This window comes from Caloramator sp. E03, assembly GCF_006016075.1.
Taxonomy (GTDB): domain Bacteria; phylum Bacillota; class Clostridia; order Clostridiales; family Caloramatoraceae; genus Caloramator_B.
Genome location: NZ_CP040093.1, coordinates 2,035,101 through 2,061,912, shown reverse-complemented (window position 1 = coordinate 2,061,912; position 26,812 = coordinate 2,035,101). Strand labels below are relative to the sequence as shown.

Genomic DNA, 26,812 nt, shown 5'->3' with positions numbered 1-26,812 from the left:
TCAATATTTTTTGAATGTTTTTAAAAATTTTTAATAATCCATATCACAGAAAAAACAAATGCATCAAATATGCATTTGTTTTTTATATACATTTATTACCTCTCTCTAATGCTGTAAGCCCTGTTCTTATAATCTCCCTAATTCCATAGGGCTTCATAAGTTCAATAAATGCTGTAATTTTCTCATCATCCCCTGTTACTTCAATAGTCATGCTCTTATTGTTAATATCAACTATATTCCCTCTAAATATGTTAACAGTTTCAGTAATAAGAGACCTATTATTAGGTAAACATGAAACTTTAACTAAAGCCAGCTCCCTGTATACTGATTTTGAAGGATCAAGTTCTATTATTTTAATAACATCAACCAATTTATTTAATTGTTTCGTGATTTGTTCTAATATATAATCGTCTCCTCTTACAACAATAGTCATTCGTGATATTGTAGGATCCTCTGTAATACCAACTGTTAAGCTGTCTATATTATATCCTCTCCTGCTGAATAGTCCTGCTATCTTACTCAATACTCCTGAATGGTTTTCAACTAATACTGATAATATATGCCTGCTAATATTTATCCCCCCTTAAAGCGTACTCTCTTTAGGGTTAACAATACACTCTATTAAATATGCCTTATCTGACTTCATAGCCTCCAAAAATGCCTCTTTGAATTGATTATTAGATGTGACTTTCCTGCCTTGTAATCCATAAGCCTTTGCAATTCCAACAAAATCGGGATTTGCATTAAGTTCAACACCATAACTCACTTTATAAGTTTTATTTTGAATTTCTCTTACCATACCAAGTCCAGAATTATTCATCAATACCATTATTATATTTATATTATTTTCTGCTATTGTCCCAAGCTCATTAGAGCTCATTTGAAAGCTACCATCACCCATAACTGCAATAACTCTTCTTTGAGGGGTACCAAATTTTGCTCCTACTGCAGCCGGGATTGAATATCCCATTGTGCCTAATCCACCTGATGTAATAAACCTCCTGTTTCCTTTTATTTTAAAATTATGTGCCGCCCAAAATTGATTCTGCCCAACATCAGCTACCAATATAGCATCATCTTCTACCAAATCTGAAATTTGTTTTATAGCATATTTGGGATTTACATATATATCTTCAGATTCGCAGCTTAATTCCTCTTTCCAACTATTTATTTCATTTAACCACTCACTTGTATCTATTTCATCTATACCCTCTATCAATTCTCTAATTACAAATTTTGCATCTCCAACAACAGGAATTAATGATTCTAAATTTTTCCCTATTTCTGCAGGATCTATATCTATGTGTATAATATCCGCATCCTTTGCAAAGAACTTAGAACCTGATGTTGCTCTATCTGCTGCTCTTGTTCCTATTAATATTAAAACATCTGCTCCTGTAACAGCTCTGTTTGCATGTTTTTCTCCATGTGTTCCTATAAGACCTATATAATATGGATTATCATATTCTATTGCATCTTTACCCATAAGTGTATGCACAACAGGTATTTTTGACTTTTTAACAAATTCTCTAAGTTCCTCTTCTGCCTTAGCCGAAACAACTCCTCCACCTGCACATATAAGAGGCTTTTTGCTATTTTTTAATCTCTCAAGTGCTCTTTTTATCTGTCCCTTATGCCCAAAAGTTTTAGGCTTATATCCTCTAATATTTACAGTTTCAGGATATGAAAAATCTATATCTTCATTTTGAATGTCCATTGGAATATCTATTAAAACAGGGCCTGGCCTGCCTGTTCTTGCTATATAAAATGCTTCTTTAAAAATTCTTGGTATATCATTTGCATTTTTAACAAGATAATTGTGCTTTACAAAAGGAGCAGTTGCACCTACTATATCAACCTCTTGAAATACATCTTTACCAATTAGAGTTGATTTTACTTGTCCTGTAATGGCTACAATAGGAATAGAATCCATATATGCAGTTGCAATTGCAGTAATTAAATTTGTTGCACCAGGTCCTGATGTTACTATACATACTCCTACTGTGCCTGTAGTTCTTGCAAAACCGCTGGCACAATGGCCTGCGGCTTGCTCATGTCTAACAAGTATATGCTTTATATTTGATTTTCTTAGGGACTCATATAAAGGAATTACGGAAGCACCAGGATAACCAAATATAACACTAATACCTTCCTCTACAAAGCACTGCACAATAGCATCTGCAGCCTTCATTTATTCTCCCCCAATCATAACTATTTTATTTCACCTGCTATAAGGTCCCCCATTTCTTCTGTACCTACAGCAGTCATGCCCTCTTGCATGATATCAAGGGTACGATATCCTTTATCTAATATAGTTACAATAGCCTTTTCTATATCATCCGCTGCATCTAACATATTAAAGCTATACCTTAACATCATAGCAACACTCATTATAGTAGCTATAGGATTAGCTTTATTTTGTCCTGCAATATCAGGTGCTGAACCGTGTATAGGCTCATAAAGCCCTACTTTTCCATCACCTAAACTTGCAGAAGGAAGCATTCCAAGTGAACCTGTAAGCATAGCAGCCTCATCACTTAAAATATCTCCAAATGTATTTTCAGTAAGTATTACATCAAATTGTTTCGGGTTTCTAACAAGCTGCATAGCTGCATTATCTACATACATATAATCAACAGCAACATCTGTATAATCCTTAGCAATATTTGTAAATACCTCTCTCCAAAGCCTTGAACTTTCAAGAACATTTGATTTATCAACAAGTGTAAGCTTTCTATTTCTTTTTCTTGCAATTTCAAAGGACATTCTTGATATTCTATCTATTTCCTTTTCTGTATATACCATTGTATCCCATGCTTTTTGTCCTTCTTCTGTTTGAACTCTTTTCTTTTCTCCAAAGTATAAGCCACCTGTTAATTCCCTTACTATCATAATTTCTATTCCATCTTTTAATACTTCTTCCTTTAAAGTTGAAGCATCTTTAAGTTGAGGAAACACTATTGCAGGTCTTAAATTTGCATAAACTCCAAGTGCCTTTCTAATTCCTAAAAGCCCTGCCTCAGGTCTTAAATTACCTGCAAGGTTATCCCACTTTGGACCTCCTACTGCCCCTAAAAGTACAGCATCACTTTCTTTACATATATCTATAGTTTCTTGGGGTAGGGGAGTACCTACCTTATCTATAGCCTCCCCACCAATTAATGCCTCTTTATATTCAAATACACAATTATATTTTTTACCTACAGCATCTAATACCTTAACAGCTTGTTTTACTATATCCTTTCCTATACCATCACCAGGTAAAAGTGCTATTCTCATTACTTTCTCACTTCCTTTGCTACATAATTTATAAGTCCACCAGCATTTATAATACCCTGCATAAATTCTGGGAATGGGACTGCCTTATATGTCTTATTTTTTGTAATGTTTGTAATAACACCTGTATTAAAATCAATTGATACTTCATCTCCATTTTCTATATCCTTTGCAGCCTCTGGACACTCCATAATTGGAAGGCCTATATTTATAGCATTTCTATAGAAAATTCTTGCAAAGGTCTCTGCTATAATACAGCTAATTCCTGAAGCCTTAATTGAAAGTGGTGCATGTTCTCTTGATGATCCGCAACCAAAGTTTTTACCTGCAACCATTATATCTCCTTGTCTAACTTTATTAACAAAATCCTTGTCCAAATCCTCCATACAATGCATAGCAAGCTCCTTTGGGTCACTTGTATTTAAGTATCTTGCAGGAATGATTACGTCTGTATCTATGTTATCTCCGTATTTTATGACTCTACCCTTTACCATGTTGCTACCTCCTCTGGTGATGTTATTTTACCTGTAATTGCTGAAGCTGCTGCAACAGCTGGGCTACATAAATAAACTTCACTTTCTGGATGCCCCATTCTTCCAACAAAGTTTCTATTCGTTGTTGCAAGTGCTCTTTCACCCTTTGCAAGTATACCCATGTGTCCACCAAGGCAAGGTCCGCAAGTTGGTGTACTTACAACTGCACCTGCTTCTATAAATGTTTCAATTAATCCTTCTTTTAATGCTTGCATATAAATCTTTTGAGTTGCAGGGAAGATAATTACCCTAACTCTCTTATTAACCTTTTTACCCTTTAATACCTTTGCTGCTATTCTTAAATCTTCTATTCTTCCATTTGTACAAGAACCTATAACAACCTGGTCAATTGCAACATCTCCAACTTCATCTATTGTACGAGTATTTTCTGGAAGATGAGGGAATGCTACAGTTGATTTAATCTGTGATAAATCAATTTCAATAACCCTTGTGTATTCAGCATCTTCATCAGCCTTATAAATTGCATAAGGTTTTGTTGAATGCTCCTTTACATACTCTATTGTCTTTTCATCTACTTCAAATATTCCGTTTTTAGCTCCTGCTTCTATAGCCATGTTTGCCATTGAAAATCTATCATCCATTGAAAGGCTTGCAAGCCCTTCTCCTGTAAATTCCATAGATTGATAAAGTGCTCCATCAACACCTATCATACCTATAATGTGTAGAATAACGTCTTTACCACTTACCCATGGATTTAATTTTCCCTTAAGTACAAACTTTATAGCCTCAGGAACCTTCATCCAGGCTTCGCCTGTAGCCATGCCTGCTGCCATATCAGTACTTCCAACCCCCGTTGAGAAGGCACCTAATGCACCATAAGTACAGGTGTGTGAGTCTGCTCCTATTACAACATCTCCACATACAACAAGTCCCTTTTCAGGAATTAGTGCATGTTCAATTCCCATTTCACCTATTTCAAAATAATTTTCAATTTCCATTTCATAAGCAAACTCTCTTATAAATTTACATTGCTCAGCAGATTTAATATCCTTATTTGGAGTAAAGTGATCAGGTACAATTGCTATTTTCTTTTTATCAAATACCTTATCAATACCTATTTTCCTAAACTCCTTTACTGCAACTGGTGTTGTAACATCATTTCCCAATACTAAATCTAATTTTACCTTTATTAAATCGCCAGCCTTTACACTATCTAACCCTGCATGGGCTGCTAATATTTTCTGTGTCATGGTCATTCCCATGGTGTTCATCTCTCCTCTCGTTAGTTTCTTTATGTAAATTTAATTTTATCTTCGTTTGTGTAAAAAATATTCGATTGAATCAATTAATGCTATCCAGCTTGCTTTAACTATATTTGTTGAAACTCCAACAGTTCCCCATGAAGTTTCTCCATCTGTAGATTCAATATGAACCCTAACTTTGGCTGCCGTTGCTTGAGTTGTATCAAGTACACGAACCTTATAATCAGCAAGCCTCATATTTGAAAGTTCGGGATAAAACACTGTCAATGCCTTTCTTAATGCCGTATCCATTGCATTTACAGGTCCATCCCCTTCTGCTGCTGTAACTTCTTCTATACCATCAACTTCTACTTTAATTATTGCAAATGCACTATTTAATTCACTTGATGGTTCCTCACAAATCACTCTAAAATCCTTTATATTAAAAAAGTTTGTTGTCATACCTAATGTTCTTCTTACTAAAAGCTCAAAAGAACTTTCTGCACCTTCAAATTGGTATCCTTGATATTCGAGATTTTTAAGCTCATCAACAAGCCTTTGTACTTCTTGTGAATTCTTATTTATCCAAGGTGCAACCTTTTGTATTTTTGAAACTATCGTACTTTTTCCTGACACTTCAGACATAAGTACTCTTCTTTGATTTCCAACTATCTCAGGTGATATATGTTCAAATGAGACCGTATTTTTTAATACAGCATCTATATGCATGCCTGCCTTATGGGCAAAGGCACTGCTTCCAACATAAGGAAATTGCTTATCATGGGACATATTAGAAAGTTCACTAATATATCTGGACATCGCTGTTAGTTCCTTTAAGTTCTCATCTGGTACACACTTTATACCTAATTTAAACTGTATATTAGGTATAACAGTACATAGATTTGCATTTCCACATCTTTCCCCATATCCATTTATAGTTCCTTGAACTTGCAGCGCCCCATTTTCAACTGCAACTATTGAACTTGCAACTGCCATTCCTGTATCATTGTGGCAGTGTATCCCCACAGGAACATTATATTCCCTACTAACCCTTTTCACTATTTCTCCTATCTTAGAAGGAAGTGTCCCTCCATTTGTATCACAAAGTACAAGCCAATCCGCCCCGGCTTCTTGTGCAACCTCTAAAACCTTAAATGCATATTCTGGATTATTCTTATATCCATCAAAGAAATGCTCTGCATCAAATATTACCTCTTTACCTTTTTGCTTCATGTAAACTATTGTATCCTTAATCATATTCAAGTTTTCTTCCAGTGTTGTTCTTAAAACCTCAGTAACATGCAAATCCCAGCTCTTACCAAATATAGCCACAGCCGATGTTTCAGCTTTTAAAATTGAAGCTAAATTTTGATCTTCCTCTGGATTTATATTGGCTCTTCTTGTACTTCCAAAGGCAACTAACTTTGCATTTTTTAAATTTAATTCCTTAACCTTTTTGAAAAACTCCATATCCTTTGGATTTGAACCTGGGTTACCAGCTTCAATGTAGCTAATTCCAAAATCATCAAGTTTTTTAGTTATCTTTAGCTTATCTTCCACAGTAAAAGAAATTCCTTCACCCTGTGCCCCATCTCTTAAAGTGGTGTCATAAATAAATACTTTGTTCATTAAATTCCCATCTAACATCACTCCTTTAATTTATTTCATAATGAATTTTATTTATAGCATTAATTAATGCTCTTGCACTTGCCTCTATAACGTCTGTACTAATTCCTGTCCCAACATAAACTTTATCATCTTTTTTAATCTTTACAGTGGCTTCACCTAGTGCATCTTTGCCACTTCCTATTGCCTTTAAAGAATAATCTTCAAGTTTTACTTCTATTCCTGTTGCTTTTTCTATTGCTTTAAATACTGCATCTACAGGCCCATCTCCACAGGCAGCTTCTTTAATGCTTTCGTCTTTATATTTTATTTTTACTGTTGATGTAGATTCTAAGTTGTTTCCACTGGATATTTGAAATAATTCTAATGTAAATACCTCTGGAACTTGGTATACTTCATGCCTTACTATTGCTTCTATATCCATATCTGAAACATATTTTTTCTTGTCTGCTAAATCCTTAAACTTTTGGAAGGCTTCATTTATTCTATCCACAGATAGGTTTGTATAACCAAGCTCCTTTAATCTTTCTTCAAAAGCATGACGCCCTGAATGTTTTCCAAGAACCATTAAACTCTTTTTAAGCCCTACAGATTCAGGAGTCATTATTTCATAAGTTTCTCTATTGTTTAAAACACCATGCTGATGTATCCCTGATTCATGTGCAAATGCATTGGCACCTACAATGGCCTTATTAGGTTGTACATGAACTCCTGTAATATGACTAACCAAATTGCTAACTGTTGTAATTTGTTCTGTAACAACATTTGTTTTACAATTGTAATAGTTATATCTTGTTTTAAGTGCCATAACAATTTCTTCAAGTGCAGCATTCCCTGCCCTTTCACCTAAACCATTTATTGCACATTCAATCTGCTGTGCCCCGTTTTCAATAGCTGCAAGAGAATTTGCAACAGCTAGTCCCAAATCATTATGGCAGTGTACACTAATTATTGCCTTGTCTATGTTTTTTACATTTTCCTTTATACCCATAATAAACTTGCCAAATTCAATTGGAGTAGCATATCCAACTGTATCAGGTATGTTTACAACATCAGCACCTGCATCAATAACAACCTCTAAAACCTCATATAAAAACTCCTTTTGTGATCTCGTTGCATCCTCTGGTGAAAACTCAACACTTGCACCTAAAGATTTTGCATAGGATACCATCTCTACTGCCCTACTTAAAACTTCTTCCTTTGACATATTTAATTTATATTTCATGTGTATGTCTGATGTTGCTATAAACGTATGAATTCTTGGCTTATCTGAATACTTAATCGCATCCCAAGCACAGTCAATGTCTTGTTTTGTTGCCCTTGCAAGTGCTGCAATTACAGGCCCTTTTATATTCTTTGCTATTGCCTTTACTGCTTCAAAATCGCCTTTTGAAGCAAATGGGAAACCAGCTTCTATAACGTCAACTCCTAAACTTTGAAGTTGTTTTGCAATTTCAAGTTTCTCTTGAACATTTAAACTGACTCCAGGAGTTTGTTCGCCGTCTCTTAGTGTTGTATCAAAAATATACACATTCCTTGCCATTCACATCCTCCTTAAAAAGTATGTATTTATAAGTTTTACAACCTAAAGGCTGTAAAACTTATAATCCACTTATCATACTGTCATAAAAGCAACGCAGAAATCAGAGTCTTGACAATTTTCTTTATTTTTAATTTCAAAAAGATATTCAAAATATAATCCTTCCATTTCGTTTATTACATTGTTCTTATCTAAAGCAACTTCATTTAAAGACATCCTTTCCTGTTCATTGTAATAATTATTCATACAATTCACCTCCTTTTTATTAATTTTAAAATTTTTAATATTTAAATTTCTTATTTTGAGTATAAAAAAACAGACCTCTCCCATGGGGCGAGAAGTCTGTTCGCGGTACCACCCATTTTTTTCTCATTCAAATAACGGCACTTGCCGGCACAGCCTACTTTCATATAGATTTCAGCCTGCAGCTTAAGGGTGAGTTTCAACATCTAATACTTATGGGTTTTCACCATCTCCCACTCTCTGTAAAGCACTATGATGTTTACTTATCCCTCTCATTGCTTTTACATATAAATATCTTATTTTATTTCATTATATGAAATTTAATTTTATTGTTCCGTCATTTAATTGCTTTATAAATATATATTGATTAATAATATACTTTATTCAAAATGATTTTGTCAATATCCTTTTTTAAAAAATTGATTTTTTTTAATAGGTTTATTTCAATTTTAAAAAATATTAAAAATTATTGACAAGTCGCAAATGTACTAATAGAATAAAAAATAATATATAAATTTAAATTTATTAAATAAAATGCAAAATTATTAATTCAGAGTATTTACAGACTCTCACCCCATTATTGAGGTCTGTTTTTTTACAACCATTTATCAAATAGGTTAAGAGGGAGGTAATATAATGGCAAAAATGTATTATGACAGTGATGCTAATTTAGAGCTTTTAAAAGAAAAGAAAGTGGCTATAATTGGTTACGGTAGCCAAGGACATGCCCATGCACTTAACTTAAAGGAAAGTGGCGTTGATGTGGTTGTTGGGCTTTATAAAGGTAGTAAGTCATGGGAAAAGGCTGAACAAGCTGGCCTTAAAGTACTAACTGCTGAAGATGCTGCAAAGGAAGCTGACTTTATAATGCTTTTAATTCCAGATGAAAAGCAGCCAAAACTTTATAAAGAATGTATTGAATCAAACTTAACTGAAGGAAAGGTACTTATGTTTGCCCATGGTTTTAACATTCACTATGGTCAAATTGTTCCTCCTTCAAATGTTGATGTAATTATGGTAGCTCCAAAGGGACCTGGACATACAGTAAGAAGCCAGTATCAAGAAGGAAAAGGTGTTCCATGTTTAATTGCTGTATACCAAGACTTTTCAGGTAAAGCAAAGGACTATTCACTAGCTTATGCAAAAGGAATAGGTGGGACAAGGGCAGGTGTTCTTGAAACTACATTTAAAGATGAAACTGAAACAGACCTATTTGGTGAGCAGGCTGTTCTTTGCGGAGGTTTAAGTGAACTTATAAAGGCTGGTTTTGAAACATTAGTTGAAGCAGGATATTCTCCAGAAAATGCATATTTTGAATGTCTGCATGAAATGAAACTTATAGTTGATTTGATAAATCAAGGTGGATTAAGTTACATGAGATATTCAATAAGTGATACTGCCGAATTTGGAGATTATAGCGTTGGAAAGAGAATTATAACAGATGAAACAAAGAAAGAAATGAAGAAGGTATTAAAGGAAATACAAGACGGAACATTCGCAAAGAGCTGGATACTTGAAAACCAAACAAATAGAGCTTCTTTTAACCTTATTAGAAAAAGAGAACAAGAACATCAAATTGAAAAAGTAGGAAAAGAACTTAGAAAGATGATGCCATGGATAGAAAACAAATAAATATTCTTTGCTGTTTATAAATTTTCAATTACATAACCATAAAGAGTTTCCCCATTTTATATTTTATAAAGATAGCCTTTAAGACATTATCTTAAAGGCTATCAATCAAATAAAGCATTTATTTTTTAGCAATATATTTTCTCATGTCAAAGGCTACTGCAACAACTATAACTATACCCTTTAAAATATACTGCCAATATGGATTTATGCCTATAAAGGTCAATCCATAGTTTATAACTCCAAATATCAAAACTCCGGCTAATACCCCTGGTATAGTACCTATTCCTCCAGTTGTCGATACTCCTCCAACAAAGCATGCTGCAATAGCATCAAACTCATACATAAAGCCGTAGTTATTCGTTGCACCACCTGTTCTTGCAGCTTCTAAGACTCCAGCAAATGCAAAACATAATGAAGCTACTGTATATATTGTAAAAAGTGTCCTTTTAACATTTATTCCAGATACTTCAGCAGCCTGTCTATTTCCACCTATAGCATAGGTATTTTTACCAAAGCAAGTTTTATTAAATACAACCCATGCAAAGGCAGCAATAGCTATTGCCAATATAACTATTATAGGCACAGCCCCAACAGAGCCTGATCCTAAAAATGTAAAGTCCTTTCTTAATCCACCTATTGGCTGTGAACTATTAGGTGGTAAATCAAAATATATAGAAGTAATACCATATACAATTACCTGTGTTCCTAAGGTTGCTATAAAAGGAGGAACACTAAACTTTGAAATAATAAGACCATTGAGCATTCCAACAATAACTCCTGCAACTAAAGAAATTATTATAGGAAGCCAAAGTGGAAGGTGTGGAAGATTTGGATAAAACCTTCTTGCATAGTCAGCATTTTGAAGCATTGAAGCCGAAAGGACAGCTGTAAGACCTATTACACGACCTGCACCAAGGTCAACTCCTCCTGTAAGAAGTATGCAAAACATACCTACTGCAATTATAACCCTTGTTGAACACTGAAGCAAAATATCTCTTAGACATGTTAGTGATAAAAAGTCAGGATTTATAAAAGCAATTACTATTATAAGCAATAACAAGAACAAATATATAACATTTTGAGAAATAAAATTGATAAATTTTTTCATTTTCTCATTAACCATTTTCAATCCCCTTCCTATGCTATAAACTTAGTAGCAAGGCGCATTATCTCTTCTTCTGTTGCCCCATTACCTTCAATTATTCCAGACAATCGCCCTTCGCACATTACCATAATTCTATCAGACATACCTATAAGCTCTGGCATTTCGGAAGATATCATTATTATGCTTTTTCCCTGTTTTGCAAGTTCTGCAATTATAGTATATATTTCATATTTAGCTCCAACATCTATACCTCTTGTAGGTTCATCGAGTATTAATATATCTGGCGTTGTAAGAAGCCACCTTGCAAACAAAACCTTCTGCTGATTTCCACCGGATAGATTTTTTATAAACGTTCTATAGGAAGGTGTTTTTATTTTAAGCATCTCAATGCTTTTTTCCACATCCTCTCTTATTTTCTTTTCATTTAACAACAAATTAGGATTTCTATATTCCTTTAAATTAGCTATAACTGTATTCTCCAAAACACTTAACATCGGAAATATTCCAGTTACTCTTCTTTCTTCAGTTAAAAGAGCCATTCCGTTCTTTTTAGCATGAATTGGTGATTTTATATCTATCTCCTTGCCTCTTATATAAATTTTCCCTGACGAAATGCTGCGCAAACCAAATATAGCTTCTACAAGTTCAGTACGCTGGGCACCAACTAATCCTCCTATACCAAGTATCTCACCTTCCCTAAGTTCAAAGGAAACATCCTTAAAAGATTTTGGCAAAGGAGAGGTAAGATTCTCTACCTTTAAAACTACATTCCCCGGAACATTATTTCTTTTTGGGAATATATTTGTAAGTTCTCTTCCTACCATCTTAGATATTATCATATCATTTGTAAGCTCATTAGCCTGCCAGCATCCTACTTTCTTTCCATCTCTCATTATAGTAACTTCATCAGCTATCTTTAAAACCTCATCTATCTTATGGGTTATATAAATTATAGATACTCCTCTTTTCTTAAGATTCCTTATTATTTCAAATAAACCTTCAACCTCATTTTCAGTTAAAGAAGAAGTAGGCTCATCCATTATTATAATCTTTGAGCTATAGGAAACAGCCTTTGCTATTTCCATAGATTGTACCTTTGAAACCGACATTGTTCCGACTATTGTATTTGGATCTATATTCATATTAAGATTTTTAAATAGGTTAACTGTATCTTGATACATCTTTTTATTATTAATAATTTTCATAAACCCATATTTTTTTATGGGGAAACGTCCAAGCCAAATATTTTCCATAACATTTCTATAGGGCACTGGGTGAAGTTCCTGATGTATCATAGAAATACCTAAATCAAGAGCTGTTTTTGAATCCTTAATATCTACCTTTTTTCCATCAAGTATTATCTCGCCTGCATCTGGTCTATATATTCCAAATAAACATTTCATTAGCGTTGATTTCCCTGCACCATTTTCACCCATAAGAGCATGAACAGTGCCAGGGCGTACTTGCAATGTTACATTATCAAGTGCCTTTACGCCGGGAAATTCTTTAGAAATATTCCTCATTTCAAGTATGAATTCTTTGTTTTCCACTATTACTACCTCCCTGCGTGTTTTTCTGTCCAAAAATTTTTGGAATATAAGGGAGCAATGGAAAATTCATTACTCCCTTAAAACAAACATATTAAACCTTATTGCTGTGCATCACTGATATTGTCTTTTGTAATCTTTACATAAGGAATCCATACATATTTTCCATCAGTTATTTCATATCCAGTATTTTCTTTACTTGGAGTTTGTCCCTGTGAAAGTACATAGGCTAATTTAAATGTAGCTATACCTTGGTTCTTTGCATCGTTTAAAACAGTTCCAAGCATTGTACCATCTTTTAAAGCTTCAAGTCCAGGAGCAGTTGCATCAACACCAACTACAGGCATATATTTACCATTTTTAAAATATCCAGCAGCCTTTAATGCTTCAATAGCTCCAAGTGCCATATCATCGTTATTTGCAAAAACAACTTCTATCTTATCTCCTAATGATGCAAGGAATGCAGCCATCTTTTCCTGTCCCTTTACACGATCCCACATACCAGTGTCTTCTGCTAACTTTTCAACTTGTATTCCTGCGTCTTGAACAGCCTGTATTGAATACTTTGTACGAAGTTCTGCATCCTGATGTCCTGGCTCACCTTTTAACATAACATACTGCATTTTACCATCTTTGTTTTTATCTGCTTCAGGATGTGATTTCCAATAATCAACAACTAATTCACCTTGAAGAGTTCCTGATTGTTCTGCCTTTGCTCCTACATAATATACCTTGTCCCATTTTTTCATATCCTCAGGTAATGGTTCACGGTTGAAAAATACAACTGGTATGTTAGCCTTTTGAGCTTTTTCAATTAATACGCCAGCTGTAGTACGATCAACCGGATTAATTGCAAGTGCATTGTATTTCTTTGTAATAAACAGGTCAACTTTATCATTTTGTGTTGGCTGTGAGTTCTGACAGTCAACTATATCTACAACTGCACTATCTCCAGCAGCTTTTGATATGTTATTCCTAACTCCAGTCATGAATGTGTCATCAAACTTATAAATTGCAACTCCAATAGTTGGTTTTGCTGGAGTGTTGTTTGATGATGTACCTGATGATGAAGTTCCTGATGACTGTTTACTGCCACATCCTGCAAAAGCAGTTGATAATAATAAAGTTGTGATAAGCAGCGCCAAACCTGCTTTTTTCATAAAAAAACCCCCTCATTAGATTTATTTATTACAAAGAAAGTTAAATGGCGTACTTTCTTTGTAATATTTTGAATTTTATCTTCAATTATAATTATTATAAAATTTCAAGAAATATTAAATATAATTTTTTTTTATAATATATAAAAATCCTTTTGTGTTTTTACCACACAAAAGGAAAAAGCATTCTCTGATTTTCAGGTAGATACATGTTATTTTTATCTATAACCTTAGTTTCTATAAGATATTTGTTTGGTATTTTTTTATTTTCTATAGCATCAACAGCAAATTTAACTCCAAGATATCCTATGCTAAATGGATTTTCAATTACTATTGCATTTATTACACTCTTTTCTAAATAATTAAGTTCCTGTGTTGTGCTGCCAAAAGCTATAACCTTAACTTTGCCTTCTAAATTCAGTTCATCAATAGCTAATGCCACTCCTTCAGAGGCTATATCATTTAAAGCAATAACTGCATCTATATTATTATTTTTCAAAAGGATATTTTTAATAATGTTATATGCAAGGTTAGTATCTGAGTAGCAGTATTCTTTTGATACTATTTTTATTCCTGGATACTTTAAAATAACGCTATTTAGTCCTTCTTCTCTTTGTTTTGCATTTATTGATCCTTTAACAAAACTCATTATAACTATATTGGCTGTTTTACCACATATATCCAAAAGGACATTCCCCATGCTTTTTCCTGCTTCAAAATTATCAGTTATTATATTACTGCTTATTTTATTCGTATTTACCTGAGAATCTATTATTATAACTGGGATATTCCTTTGATAGGCCTTTTCTATTACTCCAACCAATTTATTATAATCACTTGCTGCAAGCACTATTGCATCAACCACTTTATCTTTATTATCTATAGCATTATTAACAAGGTTTATCTGTTCATCTGCATCTTCCTCAACATCTGGAGCCATAAAATCTATATCTACATTAAATTCTCTTGCTGCCACATTAGCACCCTGTTTTACAGTAGCCCAATGATATCCATAGTTTGTTTTAGAGATAAAAGCTATATTCTTTTTATGTGCATTATTAACATCTACATTCATATTTTTATCTGTGAAACAGCTTTGAAGCAAAATAATCAAGCAGCAAAATGTTAATAATAAACTACCTTTGTATTTCATTTTGTTTAGCCTCCAACTTTTCTTCCTCAATCAAAGGAAGCCATATTTGAACATTAGTACCAACATCAAGTTCACTTTCTATTTTAAGCCCATATTCTTTCCCAAAGTATAACCTTATCCTCTCATGTACATTTTTAACTCCAACTCCAGAGCCCTTTTTCTTGCTTGATTCATAAGACAATAGATTATTTAAAACTTCTTCCTCAATTCCAACTCCGTTATCCCTAACTTCAAATAAAAGTTTACCATTAGTAACAGATACAGATATTTTAATTTTTCCTTTATCAACCATATATTCAATTCCATGATATATTGCATTTTCAATTATAGGTTGAAGTACCAATTTTAAAGTTTTGTACTTCAGTGCCTCTTCCTGTACATCAAATTCATACTCAAATTTATTTCTATATCTTATGCTTTGTATAACAAGATAATTTCTTGCATGCTCTATTTCTTCGGAAACAGATATTATATTCTTACCCTTACTTATACTTATTCTAAAAAGCCTTGCAAGGGCTGTAACCATTGATATTACATCATCAGATTTACCGTTTTCAGCCATCCAAACAACAGAATCTAATGTATTATATAAAAAATGTGGGTTTATCTGTGCTTGAAGTGCATTAAGCTCACTTATCCTTTTAGACTCTTGTTCTTCAACAATTTGATTCATAAGCTGTTTTATCCTTGAAACCATAATATTAAAGGTACGTGAAAGCTGTGCTACCTCAGCCTCTCCTTTCACATCTATATTCACATCAAATTGTCCTTTTTCAACCAACATCATTGATTTTTCAAGCTGTTTTATAGGTCTTGAAATTTTTGCAGAAATGAATGCGGAAATGGAAATAAAAAACAGTATACCAATCAACAAAACCCAAAGAATATACAAACTCATATCTTTCTTTATAGTAGATATCTCATCCATATAGGCAATGCCAACTATTCTCCATCTACAAAAGTTCACTGTTTCAATAGTAATAAGACGTCTTTCACCGTTTACTTTATCAAAAAATTTCCCAAATACATGCTCTTGCACTTCTTTTATGTTTTCACGTTTTAATCCTACATTGATTAGAGGAAGTTGTGGATGATAAACTATGTTTCCTTTAGAATCTATAATATAAATATATCCTTTTTTCCCAAAGGCAACTTTGGTACAGATTTGATCTATAACACTAAAATTCATATCTACAAGTAAAACCCCTGGTATTCTCTTCCCGTTCCTATTTATAATAACTTTTCTGCTCAAAGACACAACCCATTTATGCTGTCCTTCAAATATGTTTTGAACATGAGGTGAAGAAAAATACAAATTTCCCATTTCTCTTAAAGGAGTTGTAAACCAATCCTGCTGCTTTATATTTGCACTGCTTTTAATTTTATTTGATGGAACACTCAATATAAGATCACCATTATCTGAAAATATAGCAAGGGTTACTATATCCTTTCTTGAACTTACTATTACATTCATCTGTTCTCTAAGCTTATCATTTTGTATGTCATTATCGTAGTATATAATGTTATCTAAATAGTCCGATATTTCTATCATACTTCTCATATAATAATCTAAATTGGTATTAACCTGATCTATTATTTGACGAGTATTTATTATTGCATTTTGTTCTGATAGAATAGAAACTTTATTATAAATTGCAATACCAACAAAAAGCATAGCCAAAATAGTAATTAGAATAAAGGAAAAGCTAATTATAAATTGAATACTTTTTAGCTTTATAGAATTTACAAAAATCTCAATAGATTTTGCTATCTTTTCAACAATCTTATCCTTCAAAGGAACATCCCCTTTACAGTTATAAACTATTTCTATATTCTGAGGGAGATATATTGAATTTCTTTTTGAAACAATAACTAAAATAATTAGGTTCTGAATAGCCAACCATTTTAGCTATTTCTAAAGTTTTAAGATTAGTTGTCCTCAAAAGCTCTTTAGCAGCTTCCATTCTAACGTGAGTAAGATAATTTACAAAGGTGTGTTTTGTTTCTTTTTTAAAAATAGTACTAAAATAAGCGGGGCTAATATAAAGTACCTTGCAAAGCTTATCAATAGAAAGTTCACTATCTCTATAATTTTCATGTATGTATGAAATAGCAGCTTGTACAATTTTTTTATAGGAATTTTGCCTTTCCTTAACTATATAACTTTTTATTTTTAAACATATATCGATTATCCATCTTTTAACTTCTTTTATGTCCTTTAATTTTAAAATTTCAATAAGCATATCATAGTTAATATCCATAATCTCATCTATATCTATATTAAGATCTTGAATTGCTTTTAATATTGTGTTAACTATCTCCATAATATATATATAATAGTTTTTGTATGATATATTTAATTCGATTATCTCCCTAAATAAACAGTCAATAGTTTCAATTAGTTCACTCTTTGTGCCTGTCTTTATTGCATTGAATAATCTTCTTTCTTTCAATTGATCAAAAACTAATTTTTTTATATTTTTAGGTTCCACATCTTGTATATATATAATCTTATCATCAAGTATTGAAGCATAACTTATTGCTGAAACAGCCTCTTTATAAGAATTGCTAATTAAATCTAATTCCTTAAAGAAACTTCCTATTCCAATAGTACATGAGATTCCATAAAATTTTTTTATAGATTGTCTTATTTCTTCAAGTACTGGAAGTATTTTGTTCATAAATATGCAATCTTCATCATCAATAGATAATATAAACACTATATAATCTTCATTTATAAATACTATTCCTTTATCATGTTTATCAACTATCTCTTTACAAAGATTGAAAATTCCAAGCTTTATAAGTTCTGAATCTTTAGTCCCACTGTTCCTATCTTCGTCTTTTCTATCTAAAAAAGTATATATATCCTCAATTTTACTAAATTTTATTTTTAATAAGGCTACACCAAAAACTTTTCCTTCTAATTTAATATCATAAGTTTTAAGTTTTTCTTTTATTTCATCATTACTCATCTTATTTGAAACTAAAGAGCTTAAAAATGCCTGTCTTAATATCGGAAGGCTCCTTAGATAATATTCTTTTAATATTTCAATGTTCTTTCTATTTGCAATTTCTTCATCCATTTTATTTTTTATGTTTATAAGAACTTCAATAAGTTCCTTTGAAGATATGGGCTTTAAAACATATTCTACAACATCTAATTTTATAGCTTTTTGTGCATATTCAAATTGATCATATCCTGTTAAAATTATTACTTTAATATTTGGATATTTTTCTCTTAATTTTTGGCATAGTGTAAGTCCATCCATAAAAGGCATCCTAATATCTGTTATAACTATATCTATCACTACTTTATCAGCCATTTCTAGTGCTTCCATACCATTTTCAGCTTCTCCTACAACCTCAAATCCATATTTTCCCCATTCTATTTTGTTTAATATACCTTTTCTTTCTTCTTCTTCGTCATCAACAAGTAATAATTTATACATAAATTCCCTCCTGTGATTATCTTTTTTAAAATTCAGTATTTTATCTTATATTACAAATATTATGTTAATATCCACAGTATCCACAGACTTATCCACACCCTCAACCACTTTAAAATAAGAATTTTCTTTGTTAATTCCACATTATTCACAGGATTTTATCAACATAAAAACATTTATTAACATTAAATCTCATTTATTCACATCTTTCTCCTATTTTTAAAGATGCTATTGCATTAAGTGAAAGCTTTGAAGGACCGTATTTTAAATAATCATAGTACCCTGCACAGGCTATCATAGCAGCATTGTCAGTGCATAAAATTGAAGGTGGGTATAAAAGTCTTATTCCCTCTTTTTTGCACTTTTTTCCCATTTGATGCCTTAATTCGCTGTTTGAAGCAACACCTCCTGCTATACATAAAGTGTCTAATCCTTTATTTTTTACAGCTTTTATTGATTTTTCAACAAGAATTTCAACTACTGATTGTTGAAAACTTGCAGCAACATCCGCCTTATTTATTTCAATTCCCTGCATATTCATCTTGTTAAGATAATTTAAAACTGCTGATTTAAGCCCACTAAAAGAAAAATCAAAGCTATCCTCTTCAAGATATGCCCTTGGAAAATCTATCGCATTTTTATCTCCTTCCTTTGAAAGCTTATCTATAAGAGGACCTCCAGGGTATCCAAGTCCTATTGCTCTTGCTACTTTATCATAAGCCTCTCCTGCAGCATCATCTCTTGTACGCCCTATTATTTCATAATCACCAAAATCCTTTACATGCACAAGATGAGTATGCCCTCCTGATACTACAAGGCAAACAAATGGAGGCATTAAGTCTTTATGTGCTATAAAGTTTGCGTTTATATGTCCTTCAATATGATTAACGCCTACAAAAGGCTTATTTAACGATATAGAGAGCCCCTTTGCATAAGAAAGTCCAACCAAAAGTGCTCCAACAAGCCCTGGTCCATAAGTTGCTGCAATAACATCTATATCGTCAAAAGACATGTTTGCATCATCCATAGCTTGATTTACAACATTACATATAGCCTCAACATGCTTTCTTGATGCAATTTCAGGTACAACCCCTCCAAACTTTTTATGTATATCTATCTGTGTAGAAATGACATTTGAAAGTACTTCCCTTCCATTTAAAATTATTGCTGCTGAAGTTTCATCACAACTTGTTTCAATTCCAAGTACTTTAATATTCATTAGTCCATCTCCTACTCTAATTTTTTATTCGACATCTAAATTAATTATTTTACAAATTTTTAACACACAAAACAAAAAAATATGCTAAAATTATAAGAGCGGCAACAAATAAACCCCAACCCATTTACCCATTACCTGGAGAGTAACTCCAGGTATTTTTTTATTCATCCCAAAGTGAAGCTTGAGAAGTAGATACTGCAACTGCTCCACAGGATAAAGCATATATTACATCACTTTTTTCTAAAACAAGTCCTCCTGCAATAACAGGTATTTTTATTTTTTCATGTATTCTTTTAATAACCTTTGCTGTCGCTGCTGGCATTATTTCTATTGCGTTTGGTTTATCTTCTATAACACTTTTTATTCCTGTTTCAAGGGATCTGGAATCTAACATAAAAAGCCTTTGTACAACATACATACCACAAGCTTTAGCATCCTTAATAAGGGATGGTTTTGTAGTTATAATCCCATCTGTCCCTACCCCTTTTAAAAATTCAACTGCTACACTATCCTTCCCAAGACCTTCTACCAAATCTATATGAACAAACACATACTTACCTTCCTTTTTTATCTTATCAATTATATCCTTTATGTTAAAAATACTTCCACAGAGCATAAAAATTATACACGCACTGCTGTTTATAGCCTTATCAAGTTCCTCTAGGTTTCTTACAGCTGCTATTATAGGATTGTCCTCTATTATTTCAATCATATTTCTCATAATAAGCACCACCTTCCTATATTAATTATACAATATTTTTTTGTTTTAACATACTAATCCATTTTTAGCAGTATAAAAGTAATAAGTTTAAATACATATATAATTAAAATCACAATTTTCACAATGTGTACTCATATTGCAACTATAATCCTCAAGTTTATCATAAGTTCCAATATAGCTAAAAGCATCACTAAATTCTTTTAAAAACAAATTAATTTCGTCGTCTTTAAAATCAAAGAAGCGATACTCACCACAATCAAGAAAATATAAATAATTTCCTATAACTTCAACATTTCTATTATCAATCCTGTATAGTCTTTCAACAGCCCTTTTGTATATCATAAGCTGGTATTTATAATATTCTGCAAGCTCATTAAGTCTTTTTATATTATCTATACGATTACTCTTATAATCTATTATATATGCTTTATAACTATCCTTATCTTTAAAAATGTCAATCCTGTCAATTACACCATTTATGTATATGCTACTATTTTCAAGCACCGGATATCTAAAAGAAAGCTCTGTTTCAACTTTAACCTTTTTTAAGCTATTATTTATTGAGGATTCTATTTTAAAATATCCTTCAATATATTTTTTTATATTGAATTTTACTGTTTCAAACCCAAAATCATTGGAATCTAAAAATTCCTTAATTATCTTTTCAGCTTCATGCTCTATATCAAAACAACTTTTATTATTTTGCATTTTTTCCAATATTCTGTGTATAATAGTACCTTTTACTGAAGCAGAAATATCAGTATTATCATCTAATTTATAATTTATATCTTCATGCAAATCTAAACCCTTTAAAATGTTCCCCGTATCTTTTATACCTGCTATGTATTGAAAAAAATATTTTCTATTACATTCCTTATATAATAGGTATCTACTTATACTTGACTGGATTGAGGGAATTATATCATAATTCCACCTTAGCATTTTTTTATAACTATCACAAACTGTAATTTTATTTTCTTTTAAAGCTGATTCATCATCGTATTTTTCATCAATAAGCAATTTACCATCTATTTTTTCAATTAAATCTTCTTTACTACACATTTTAAGTCCATATTTTATCTGTTTCATAAAGCTATTAAGAATATCATTATCTTTAACATCTATCTCATAGCCTAAAAATCCAAGATATTCCTTTGCCCTTGTTGCTGCAACATAAAGCAGCCTCTTTGAATCCTCTATTTCCCTTTCACAGGCTTTTTTGTAAAACTCATTATAAATAGGGTTTGCCTCCGGTTTATACTCATTTTTATCATTTTTCATTAAAAATACAATTCCCAAATTATTGTCAAAATATATTTTAGGTTTGTTATAGATAATATTATAGGTTAAGTCTTTAGACATACACGGAACTATAACAGCTTTAAATTCAAGCCCCTTTGAGGCATGTATTGTAAGTATCTTTACTGCATCACTATCCTCAGTATCAAGCAAAGCTTCACTGCTCTCTGAATAATTTTCAAGAACTCTTATATAAGCTGGGAATTCCTTTGAAGAATATATATCCTTATTAACAAATTCTAATGCTATGTTAAGCAGCTTTTCTAAATTCCTAAACTTTTGAAATCCATTAGGTTGACTTAATAATATCTCATCGTAATTAGTTTCTTTTATTATCCTTTTTAATAAGTCATAAGCATTATAAAAATATCTTTCATTTTTAAGTTTATTTATTATTAAGGCTGCTCTTTTAATACAATTTTCCTCATCTTTACAATCAATTGAAGATAAAGCAGTATATATATCTATACCATTTATTATCTTTTCAATTATTATAACTATTAAAGAGTCTGATATTGAAAATATAGGTGAACGTAAAACTGCAAAGAGAGATAAGTAATCTTTTTCGTCAAACAGAATTTTATATAGATTCATTATATCTATTATTTCCTGCTTTTCAAAAAATCCCAATCCACCTAAAACGCAGTATGGTATATCATTTTTTATAAATTCATCTTCAAAATTTGAAAGGTTAGTTCTACTTCTTAAAAGAACTGCTATATCCTTGTAATTAAATCCTTCTTTAGTAAGCTTTTTTATCCTTTTTGCAAGTATCTTTGCTTCAATATCAAATTTTAGCTCACCTTTAGTATTATCAATTAAATTTTGAAGAAATTCTAAAACCTGCTCTTTACTTCCTTTTTTCAAAAGTTCCTTGTTATCCTTCCAATAATCATCGCATTTTGAGCCCTGCTTAATGTAAGATATAAGTTCAACCTTTTTACCTTCTATATTTTTGTTTTCATCTGAAGGTTTTAAGCTTTCATAAGGAGTTAATAGATGAACAAATATCTCATTTACAGCATTTATAATATTAGGCTGACTTCTAAAGCATGTAGAAAGAAACCTTTCTTCACCGTTCTTTTTTATTTTTTCACTAACTTCCTTAAATATTTTATAATCTGTTCCTCTAAATCCATATATAGACTGCTTATGATCTCCTACTATAAAAATTTTCCTTTCTTCGATATTATTATCATCACATACAAGGTTATATATAATATTCTTTTGTATTTCATTGATATCTTGAAATTCATCAACAAGAAAATACTTAAACCTTTTTTTATAGTATAAGGATACTTCCTTATTCCTTAGAAGTTTCAAAGCGTATATTTCAAGGTCATTAAAGTCAAGATAGCCTTCCTCCAATTTAAACTTTTCATAACTTTCATGTATTTTTTGTATCATAGCAAATATAGTTTGTTGAAGAGTACTTATTTTGTCCTTTATAGAATCTACCCCTGGAAAATCATTTAAAACATCTTTGCTTATTTCCTTTGCCTTTTCAATATCATATCCACATTCTTTTATCTTAAAATAGCAGGATAAAAGGCAATCTTTTAATCCTCCTGCTACTATAAAATCTGTATCATAAAGTTCTATAAGATATTTTAAAGCCTCAGAAAAATTTTCATCATATATAATATCATTTATAGCTTCTATAGTTATCCTATCTAAAACAGTTCCCTTGTCCACATCTTCAATAATCGAGTAATTAGGATCAATTCCTAACAAATTGTAATTTTCCCTTATTATACCGTCACAAAAGCTGTGTATGGTGCTTATATGAGAGTTTTCCATATCCTCTTTGATTTTTTTCCATTTATTTTTTAAATTAATATCGCTGCTTTTTTGTATTTCTATATCAATAAGCTTTCTAATCCTCTCTTTCATTTCAAGGGCAGCTTTCTCTGTAAAAGTTATTGCAACAATATTATCAACACTATCAGCAGCACCTTCCTTTAAAAGCCTTAAATACCTTGCAGTTAAAACTCTTGTTTTGCCAGAGCCAGCTCCTGCATTAACAGCAATATTTTTTGTTATATCTATTGCATAAAACTGTTCTTCATTAACTTCATACTGATCTAAAATATCCTTTTCAATCATTTTGACACCTCCATCATAGCATCTTTAAAATTTTCATACCTACAAATTCCTTTATAACCACACTTAAATTCATAAGCATTCTCCGGACAAGCTATTGGCATTTTAAATTCCTTTTTTGTTATTTTTTCAATAATTATAATCGCCTGGTCTTTTATGAAATCAAGAATATATTTAAAGTTTTCCTTTGAAACTGTATCTTTCTTTCTGCTATTTATTGCCTTTTTATATTCCTCTACTATTAATCCATCCCTTTTTTTATCTTCAATACTATAATATATAAGCCCCACACATTCTGGATTAGAAATACCAAATTCTTTAGTTAAAAAGTTTAAAACACAGTAATAATATATACCAAGCTGAAAATCTTCTCCGCATAATATATTTTTAATATCTGGTACAGAACTCTTCTTATAATCATATACTATAAATCTCCCTGTCGGTTTATCTTTATCAAATTCAACATCAACCCTATCTACATTAGCAACAACATTAAATGGTTTCAAAGCCTCATATTCCTTGAAGTTTTTTTCAAAATATATAGGCTTTAAAAAACAATTTGTTGCTTTTTTATAGTTATTAAGATACTCAGCATCTTTTTTTAGAAAATCGCATAAAACATTTTCTATTTCTTCTTTCTTTGCATCCATTAAAATTTTTTCAATATTTAAATATGATGTATTATCTATTACTTTGTCTATGCAATCCTTTAAAAGCCCTTCGTTAAATGTGTAGATATCTGTACTGCTTTCATAATAGGCTTTTAATATTCTATGATATATAAGGCCAATGCTTTTAGGATTATATTCATCATCAGATATTCTAATACCTAATACATTTTCTATAAAATACTTAAAAGGACATTTTACAAAATTATTAATCTGAGATGCACTAAATAGATAGTCCTTATGGTTCTGTTTAATGGGAACCTTTACTGTACCGTTGAATATATTTAAATTACTGTCTATATACCTTTGCCTTTCTACCCTCGTGCTATAATCGTTATACCATAATTCTTCATTAAATTCTTCAAATAAATCCTGAACGTTTTCAATAATACTTTGCCACTTTAGAATTTGAATTGCTGCTTTTGCCTCTTTATTGCTATAAATCTTGTCAAGTGACACATTAAACCTATCTCTCATATACCTCTTATCTGAAGATATATTTAAAAGTGCTTCTTTTGTTAGCATTCCTTCTATTTCCTCAAGAAAAGATGACTTTATCATATAAGAGCCATCTTCATCTGCCGTTCTATAGCTTAAATACAGTCCCTTTTCAGCACAGGAGCATGTTAATACAAACCTTATCTTTTCCCTTTCAAGTTCAAATGAGTGGCAATTAATATAAAGTCCATATTTTTTTAATATCTCCCTCTCTTCAATTGTAAATATTCCTCCTTTTGCAGAAGGCTTTGGATAAATACCGTCGTTTAATCCTAAAATAAATACAAAATCGTACCTTACAGCCCTTAAAAGATCAGGATCTAATATCTTAACACCCATAGCATCCGGTCTTTTAATAGTTATGGTTTCATTAATTGCGGCGGCCTTAATATATTTTAAAAAATCATCATAGCTGATTATTATATCTTGGAATTTTAAGGTATTATATAAATTTTTAATCTTTTTAATGAAGCTTATTATTGAAACATAAGCCTTTATATCTCTAATATAAACATCAGAGTCTATTTTCCTATCCCCATAAAATGCTTTAAGCCTTGTTTTATAATCTATACTTTTGATTATTTCTTCTAATACATCTAAATAATTACTTATGCTATTATTATTTGGAACAGATTTTAATCTACATAAAATATTTTCTGCCTCTTCCTTTGAAAAATAGAAATTATCAAGATTTATATCTTCTAATTCTTGGTTTTTTTGCTTTAGTAAAGAAATTAACTCTCTAAAAAATGGATGCATAGTAAGATTAATATGATATCCACAGTTTACTGGAATACCCATTTCGTTAAATATATCCAATATAGCACCTTCATATTCATCCCTTGAATTTGTAACTAATGCAATATTCGAAGGTTGAATAGAATTATTTACAACTAATTCTTTGACTATTCTTGATACTTGTCTAACTTCATCTTCAATACAAGGTGCATTAATAATTCTTATTTCATCTATTTTATCTATAAACTTATTATGATTATTAAAAATGTTTAAAGATATTTCTTCTATTCCTTTAGAAATTAAAACCTTATTAAATTTTGTATCAATAATTTCAAACTGCAATTTAGTAAGATTATTTATAATTTCCCTTTTTATAAAATCTTCATTGGCCTTTGTTTTAAAAGGAATGTTGCAGATATACCTTATACTATTATTTTTATCAGTGATATTTTTTATAAGCTCAATGTTTATTGGATCTATATATATATATCCATCTATAATAAAGATTCCAACATCTTTAAATCCTTCGTACTTTAAAGCACTTTCTGCTGCTATAAAAGAAATATCATCTACATCGTAATAATCAAGCTCTTTTAAACTTTGCTGATATAAATTATAAAGAGTGTATATATCATAGCATTTTTTATAAAGTATTTTATTTTCTTCCTTATTATTAATTTCATCTAATATATTTTTAAAACCATTTACAGTTATATTGAATCTTTTTAATCGCTTTATAATATTATAAGCAGACTGTATAAAACCTTCCTTATTTAAAACCTTTGAGAAAAATATAAAAGAATCATGGTACCTTTTACAAATATTTTCTAATATAATAAATATCGCAGACTCATCTATAACCCTTGAAAAATCTATATAATTTTTTGAAATCTCCCATTCAAGATCATCAAATCCTCCGACAAAGGTATTCATTATTCCACCGTATTTTTTAATAAGCCTATTTCTAACATCAAATATAGCTTCCCTTGAAGGAGCAATGTATATTACTTTTTTCCCAGAGTTTAATATTTTAATACATTCTTCTATAAGGTATTCCCTTGATTCCTCTAATAATTTATTAAAATATATCTCTTTCATAGCGG

At 31.1% G+C, this 26,812-nt stretch carries 19 protein-coding genes and 1 other annotated feature; of the genes, 1 reads left to right on the top strand and 18 read right to left on the bottom strand.

The window, feature by feature from the left end; all coding sequences use genetic code 11:
- Window positions 1-82 precede the first annotated feature (82 nt).
- From ilvN to FDN13_RS14250, 8 genes are all read right to left on the bottom strand, one after another.
- Entirely contained in the window at window positions 83-571 is a 489-nt protein-coding gene (gene ilvN, locus FDN13_RS10065; protein ID WP_138980085.1) for an acetolactate synthase small subunit, read from the bottom strand.
- Window positions 572-583: 12 nt separating this feature from the next.
- On the bottom strand, window positions 584-2,191 hold the full coding sequence (ilvB, locus tag FDN13_RS10060; protein ID WP_138980083.1) for a biosynthetic-type acetolactate synthase large subunit: 1,608 nt from the start codon (window positions 2,189-2,191) through the stop codon (window positions 584-586).
- A 20-nt stretch (window positions 2,192-2,211) separates the two neighbouring features.
- Entirely contained in the window at window positions 2,212-3,279 is a 1,068-nt protein-coding gene (leuB, locus tag FDN13_RS10055; protein WP_138980081.1) for a 3-isopropylmalate dehydrogenase, read from the bottom strand.
- Window positions 3,279-3,770 (bottom strand): 3-isopropylmalate dehydratase small subunit, encoded by a 492-nt coding sequence (gene leuD, locus FDN13_RS10050; protein WP_138980079.1) that lies wholly within the window; start codon window positions 3,768-3,770, stop codon window positions 3,279-3,281. The genes leuB and leuD overlap by 1 nt, the downstream gene beginning before the upstream one ends.
- Window positions 3,764-5,032 (bottom strand): 3-isopropylmalate dehydratase large subunit, encoded by a 1,269-nt coding sequence (leuC, locus tag FDN13_RS10045; protein WP_138980077.1) that lies wholly within the window; start codon window positions 5,030-5,032, stop codon window positions 3,764-3,766. Before leuC ends, leuD begins: the two co-directional genes overlap by 7 nt.
- A 45-nt stretch (window positions 5,033-5,077) precedes the next feature.
- A complete protein-coding gene (gene cimA, locus FDN13_RS10040; RefSeq protein WP_138980076.1) occupies window positions 5,078-6,640 on the bottom strand; it encodes a citramalate synthase in 1,563 nt (520 codons plus the stop codon).
- A gap of 25 nt (window positions 6,641-6,665) precedes the next feature.
- The gene (locus FDN13_RS10035; RefSeq protein ID WP_138980075.1) at window positions 6,666-8,180 is read right to left on the bottom strand and encodes a 2-isopropylmalate synthase; all 1,515 of its coding nucleotides are present in this window, start codon (window positions 8,178-8,180) and stop codon (window positions 6,666-6,668) included.
- Window positions 8,181-8,252: 72 nt separating this feature from the next.
- Window positions 8,253-8,423, bottom strand: coding sequence for a hypothetical protein (locus FDN13_RS14250; protein ID WP_168190135.1), 171 nt, complete (start codon window positions 8,421-8,423; stop codon window positions 8,253-8,255).
- 80 nt (window positions 8,424-8,503) lie between these two features.
- Window positions 8,504-8,705 (bottom strand) — a binding site (T-box leader).
- A gap of 351 nt (window positions 8,706-9,056) precedes the next feature.
- Between FDN13_RS14250 and ilvC the strand changes: the two genes are divergently transcribed.
- Complete coding sequence (gene ilvC / locus FDN13_RS10030; protein ID WP_138980074.1) at window positions 9,057-10,052, top strand: ketol-acid reductoisomerase; 996 nt, start codon at window positions 9,057-9,059, stop codon at window positions 10,050-10,052.
- Between the two features lie 118 nt (window positions 10,053-10,170).
- Here ilvC and mglC read toward each other — a convergent pair whose 3' ends face one another.
- The 10 genes from mglC to FDN13_RS09980 all read right to left on the bottom strand — a co-directional run bounded on the left by mglC (window position 10,171) and on the right by FDN13_RS09980 (window position 26,807).
- Complete coding sequence (gene mglC, locus FDN13_RS10025) at window positions 10,171-11,175, bottom strand: galactose/methyl galactoside ABC transporter permease MglC (protein ID WP_138980073.1); 1,005 nt, start codon at window positions 11,173-11,175, stop codon at window positions 10,171-10,173.
- Window positions 11,176-11,189: 14 nt separating this feature from the next.
- Window positions 11,190-12,680 (bottom strand): sugar ABC transporter ATP-binding protein, encoded by a 1,491-nt coding sequence (locus FDN13_RS10020; RefSeq protein ID WP_207670953.1) that lies wholly within the window; start codon window positions 12,678-12,680, stop codon window positions 11,190-11,192.
- A 125-nt stretch (window positions 12,681-12,805) separates the two neighbouring features.
- Window positions 12,806-13,864 (bottom strand): galactose ABC transporter substrate-binding protein, encoded by a 1,059-nt coding sequence (locus tag FDN13_RS10015; protein WP_138980071.1) that lies wholly within the window; start codon window positions 13,862-13,864, stop codon window positions 12,806-12,808.
- A 160-nt stretch (window positions 13,865-14,024) separates the two neighbouring features.
- Complete coding sequence (locus FDN13_RS10010; protein ID WP_138980070.1) at window positions 14,025-15,014, bottom strand: substrate-binding domain-containing protein; 990 nt, start codon at window positions 15,012-15,014, stop codon at window positions 14,025-14,027.
- Window positions 14,998-16,809: a sensor histidine kinase gene (locus FDN13_RS10005; protein ID WP_243120203.1), complete on the bottom strand. Its 1,812-nt coding sequence runs from the start codon at window positions 16,807-16,809 to the stop codon at window positions 14,998-15,000. Before FDN13_RS10005 ends, FDN13_RS10010 begins: the two co-directional genes overlap by 17 nt.
- Before the next feature lie 19 nt (window positions 16,810-16,828).
- Entirely contained in the window at window positions 16,829-18,466 is a 1,638-nt protein-coding gene (locus FDN13_RS10000) for a response regulator (protein WP_138980069.1), read from the bottom strand.
- 193 nt (window positions 18,467-18,659) lie between these two features.
- Window positions 18,660-19,682, bottom strand: coding sequence for a tRNA (adenosine(37)-N6)-threonylcarbamoyltransferase complex transferase subunit TsaD (gene tsaD, locus FDN13_RS09995; protein ID WP_138980068.1), 1,023 nt, complete (start codon window positions 19,680-19,682; stop codon window positions 18,660-18,662).
- Between the two features lie 160 nt (window positions 19,683-19,842).
- The gene (locus tag FDN13_RS09990; RefSeq protein ID WP_138980067.1) at window positions 19,843-20,403 is read right to left on the bottom strand and encodes a glycerol-3-phosphate responsive antiterminator; all 561 of its coding nucleotides are present in this window, start codon (window positions 20,401-20,403) and stop codon (window positions 19,843-19,845) included.
- 87 nt (window positions 20,404-20,490) lie between these two features.
- Window positions 20,491-23,808, bottom strand: a complete 3,318-nt coding sequence (locus FDN13_RS09985; RefSeq protein WP_138980066.1) for a UvrD-helicase domain-containing protein — start codon at window positions 23,806-23,808, stop codon at window positions 20,491-20,493.
- Window positions 23,805-26,807 (bottom strand): PD-(D/E)XK nuclease family protein, encoded by a 3,003-nt coding sequence (locus tag FDN13_RS09980; RefSeq protein WP_138980065.1) that lies wholly within the window; start codon window positions 26,805-26,807, stop codon window positions 23,805-23,807. Before FDN13_RS09980 ends, FDN13_RS09985 begins: the two co-directional genes overlap by 4 nt.
- Between the last annotated feature and the right edge of the window lie 5 nt (window positions 26,808-26,812).

Coding starts and splice junctions, on each gene's coding strand:
- ilvB (WP_138980083.1), bottom strand. CDS start 2,191: ATGAAGGCTGCAGATGCTATTGTGCAGTGCTTTGTAGAGGAAGGTATT.
- leuB (WP_138980081.1), bottom strand. CDS start 3,279: ATGAGAATAGCACTTTTACCTGGTGATGGTATAGGAAAGGATATAGTA.
- leuD (WP_138980079.1), bottom strand. CDS start 3,770: ATGGTAAAGGGTAGAGTCATAAAATACGGAGATAACATAGATACAGAC.
- leuC (WP_138980077.1), bottom strand. CDS start 5,032: ATGGGAATGACCATGACACAGAAAATATTAGCAGCCCATGCAGGGTTA.
- cimA (WP_138980076.1), bottom strand. CDS start 6,640: ATGAACAAAGTATTTATTTATGACACCACTTTAAGAGATGGGGCACAG.
- FDN13_RS10035 (WP_138980075.1), bottom strand. CDS start 8,180: ATGGCAAGGAATGTGTATATTTTTGATACAACACTAAGAGACGGCGAA.
- FDN13_RS14250 (WP_168190135.1), bottom strand. CDS start 8,423: ATGAATAATTATTACAATGAACAGGAAAGGATGTCTTTAAATGAAGTT.
- ilvC (WP_138980074.1), top strand. CDS start 9,057: ATGGCAAAAATGTATTATGACAGTGATGCTAATTTAGAGCTTTTAAAA.
- mglC (WP_138980073.1), bottom strand. CDS start 11,175: ATGGTTAATGAGAAAATGAAAAAATTTATCAATTTTATTTCTCAAAAT.
- FDN13_RS10020 (WP_207670953.1), bottom strand. CDS start 12,680: ATGAGGAATATTTCTAAAGAATTTCCCGGCGTAAAGGCACTTGATAAT.
- FDN13_RS10015 (WP_138980071.1), bottom strand. CDS start 13,864: ATGAAAAAAGCAGGTTTGGCGCTGCTTATCACAACTTTATTATTATCA.
- FDN13_RS10010 (WP_138980070.1), bottom strand. CDS start 15,014: ATGAAATACAAAGGTAGTTTATTATTAACATTTTGCTGCTTGATTATT.
- FDN13_RS10000 (WP_138980069.1), bottom strand. CDS start 18,466: ATGTATAAATTATTACTTGTTGATGACGAAGAAGAAGAAAGAAAAGGT.
- tsaD (WP_138980068.1), bottom strand. CDS start 19,682: ATGAATATTAAAGTACTTGGAATTGAAACAAGTTGTGATGAAACTTCA.
- FDN13_RS09990 (WP_138980067.1), bottom strand. CDS start 20,403: ATGAGAAATATGATTGAAATAATAGAGGACAATCCTATAATAGCAGCT.
- FDN13_RS09985 (WP_138980066.1), bottom strand. CDS start 23,808: ATGATTGAAAAGGATATTTTAGATCAGTATGAAGTTAATGAAGAACAG.
- FDN13_RS09980 (WP_138980065.1), bottom strand. CDS start 26,807: ATGAAAGAGATATATTTTAATAAATTATTAGAGGAATCAAGGGAATAC.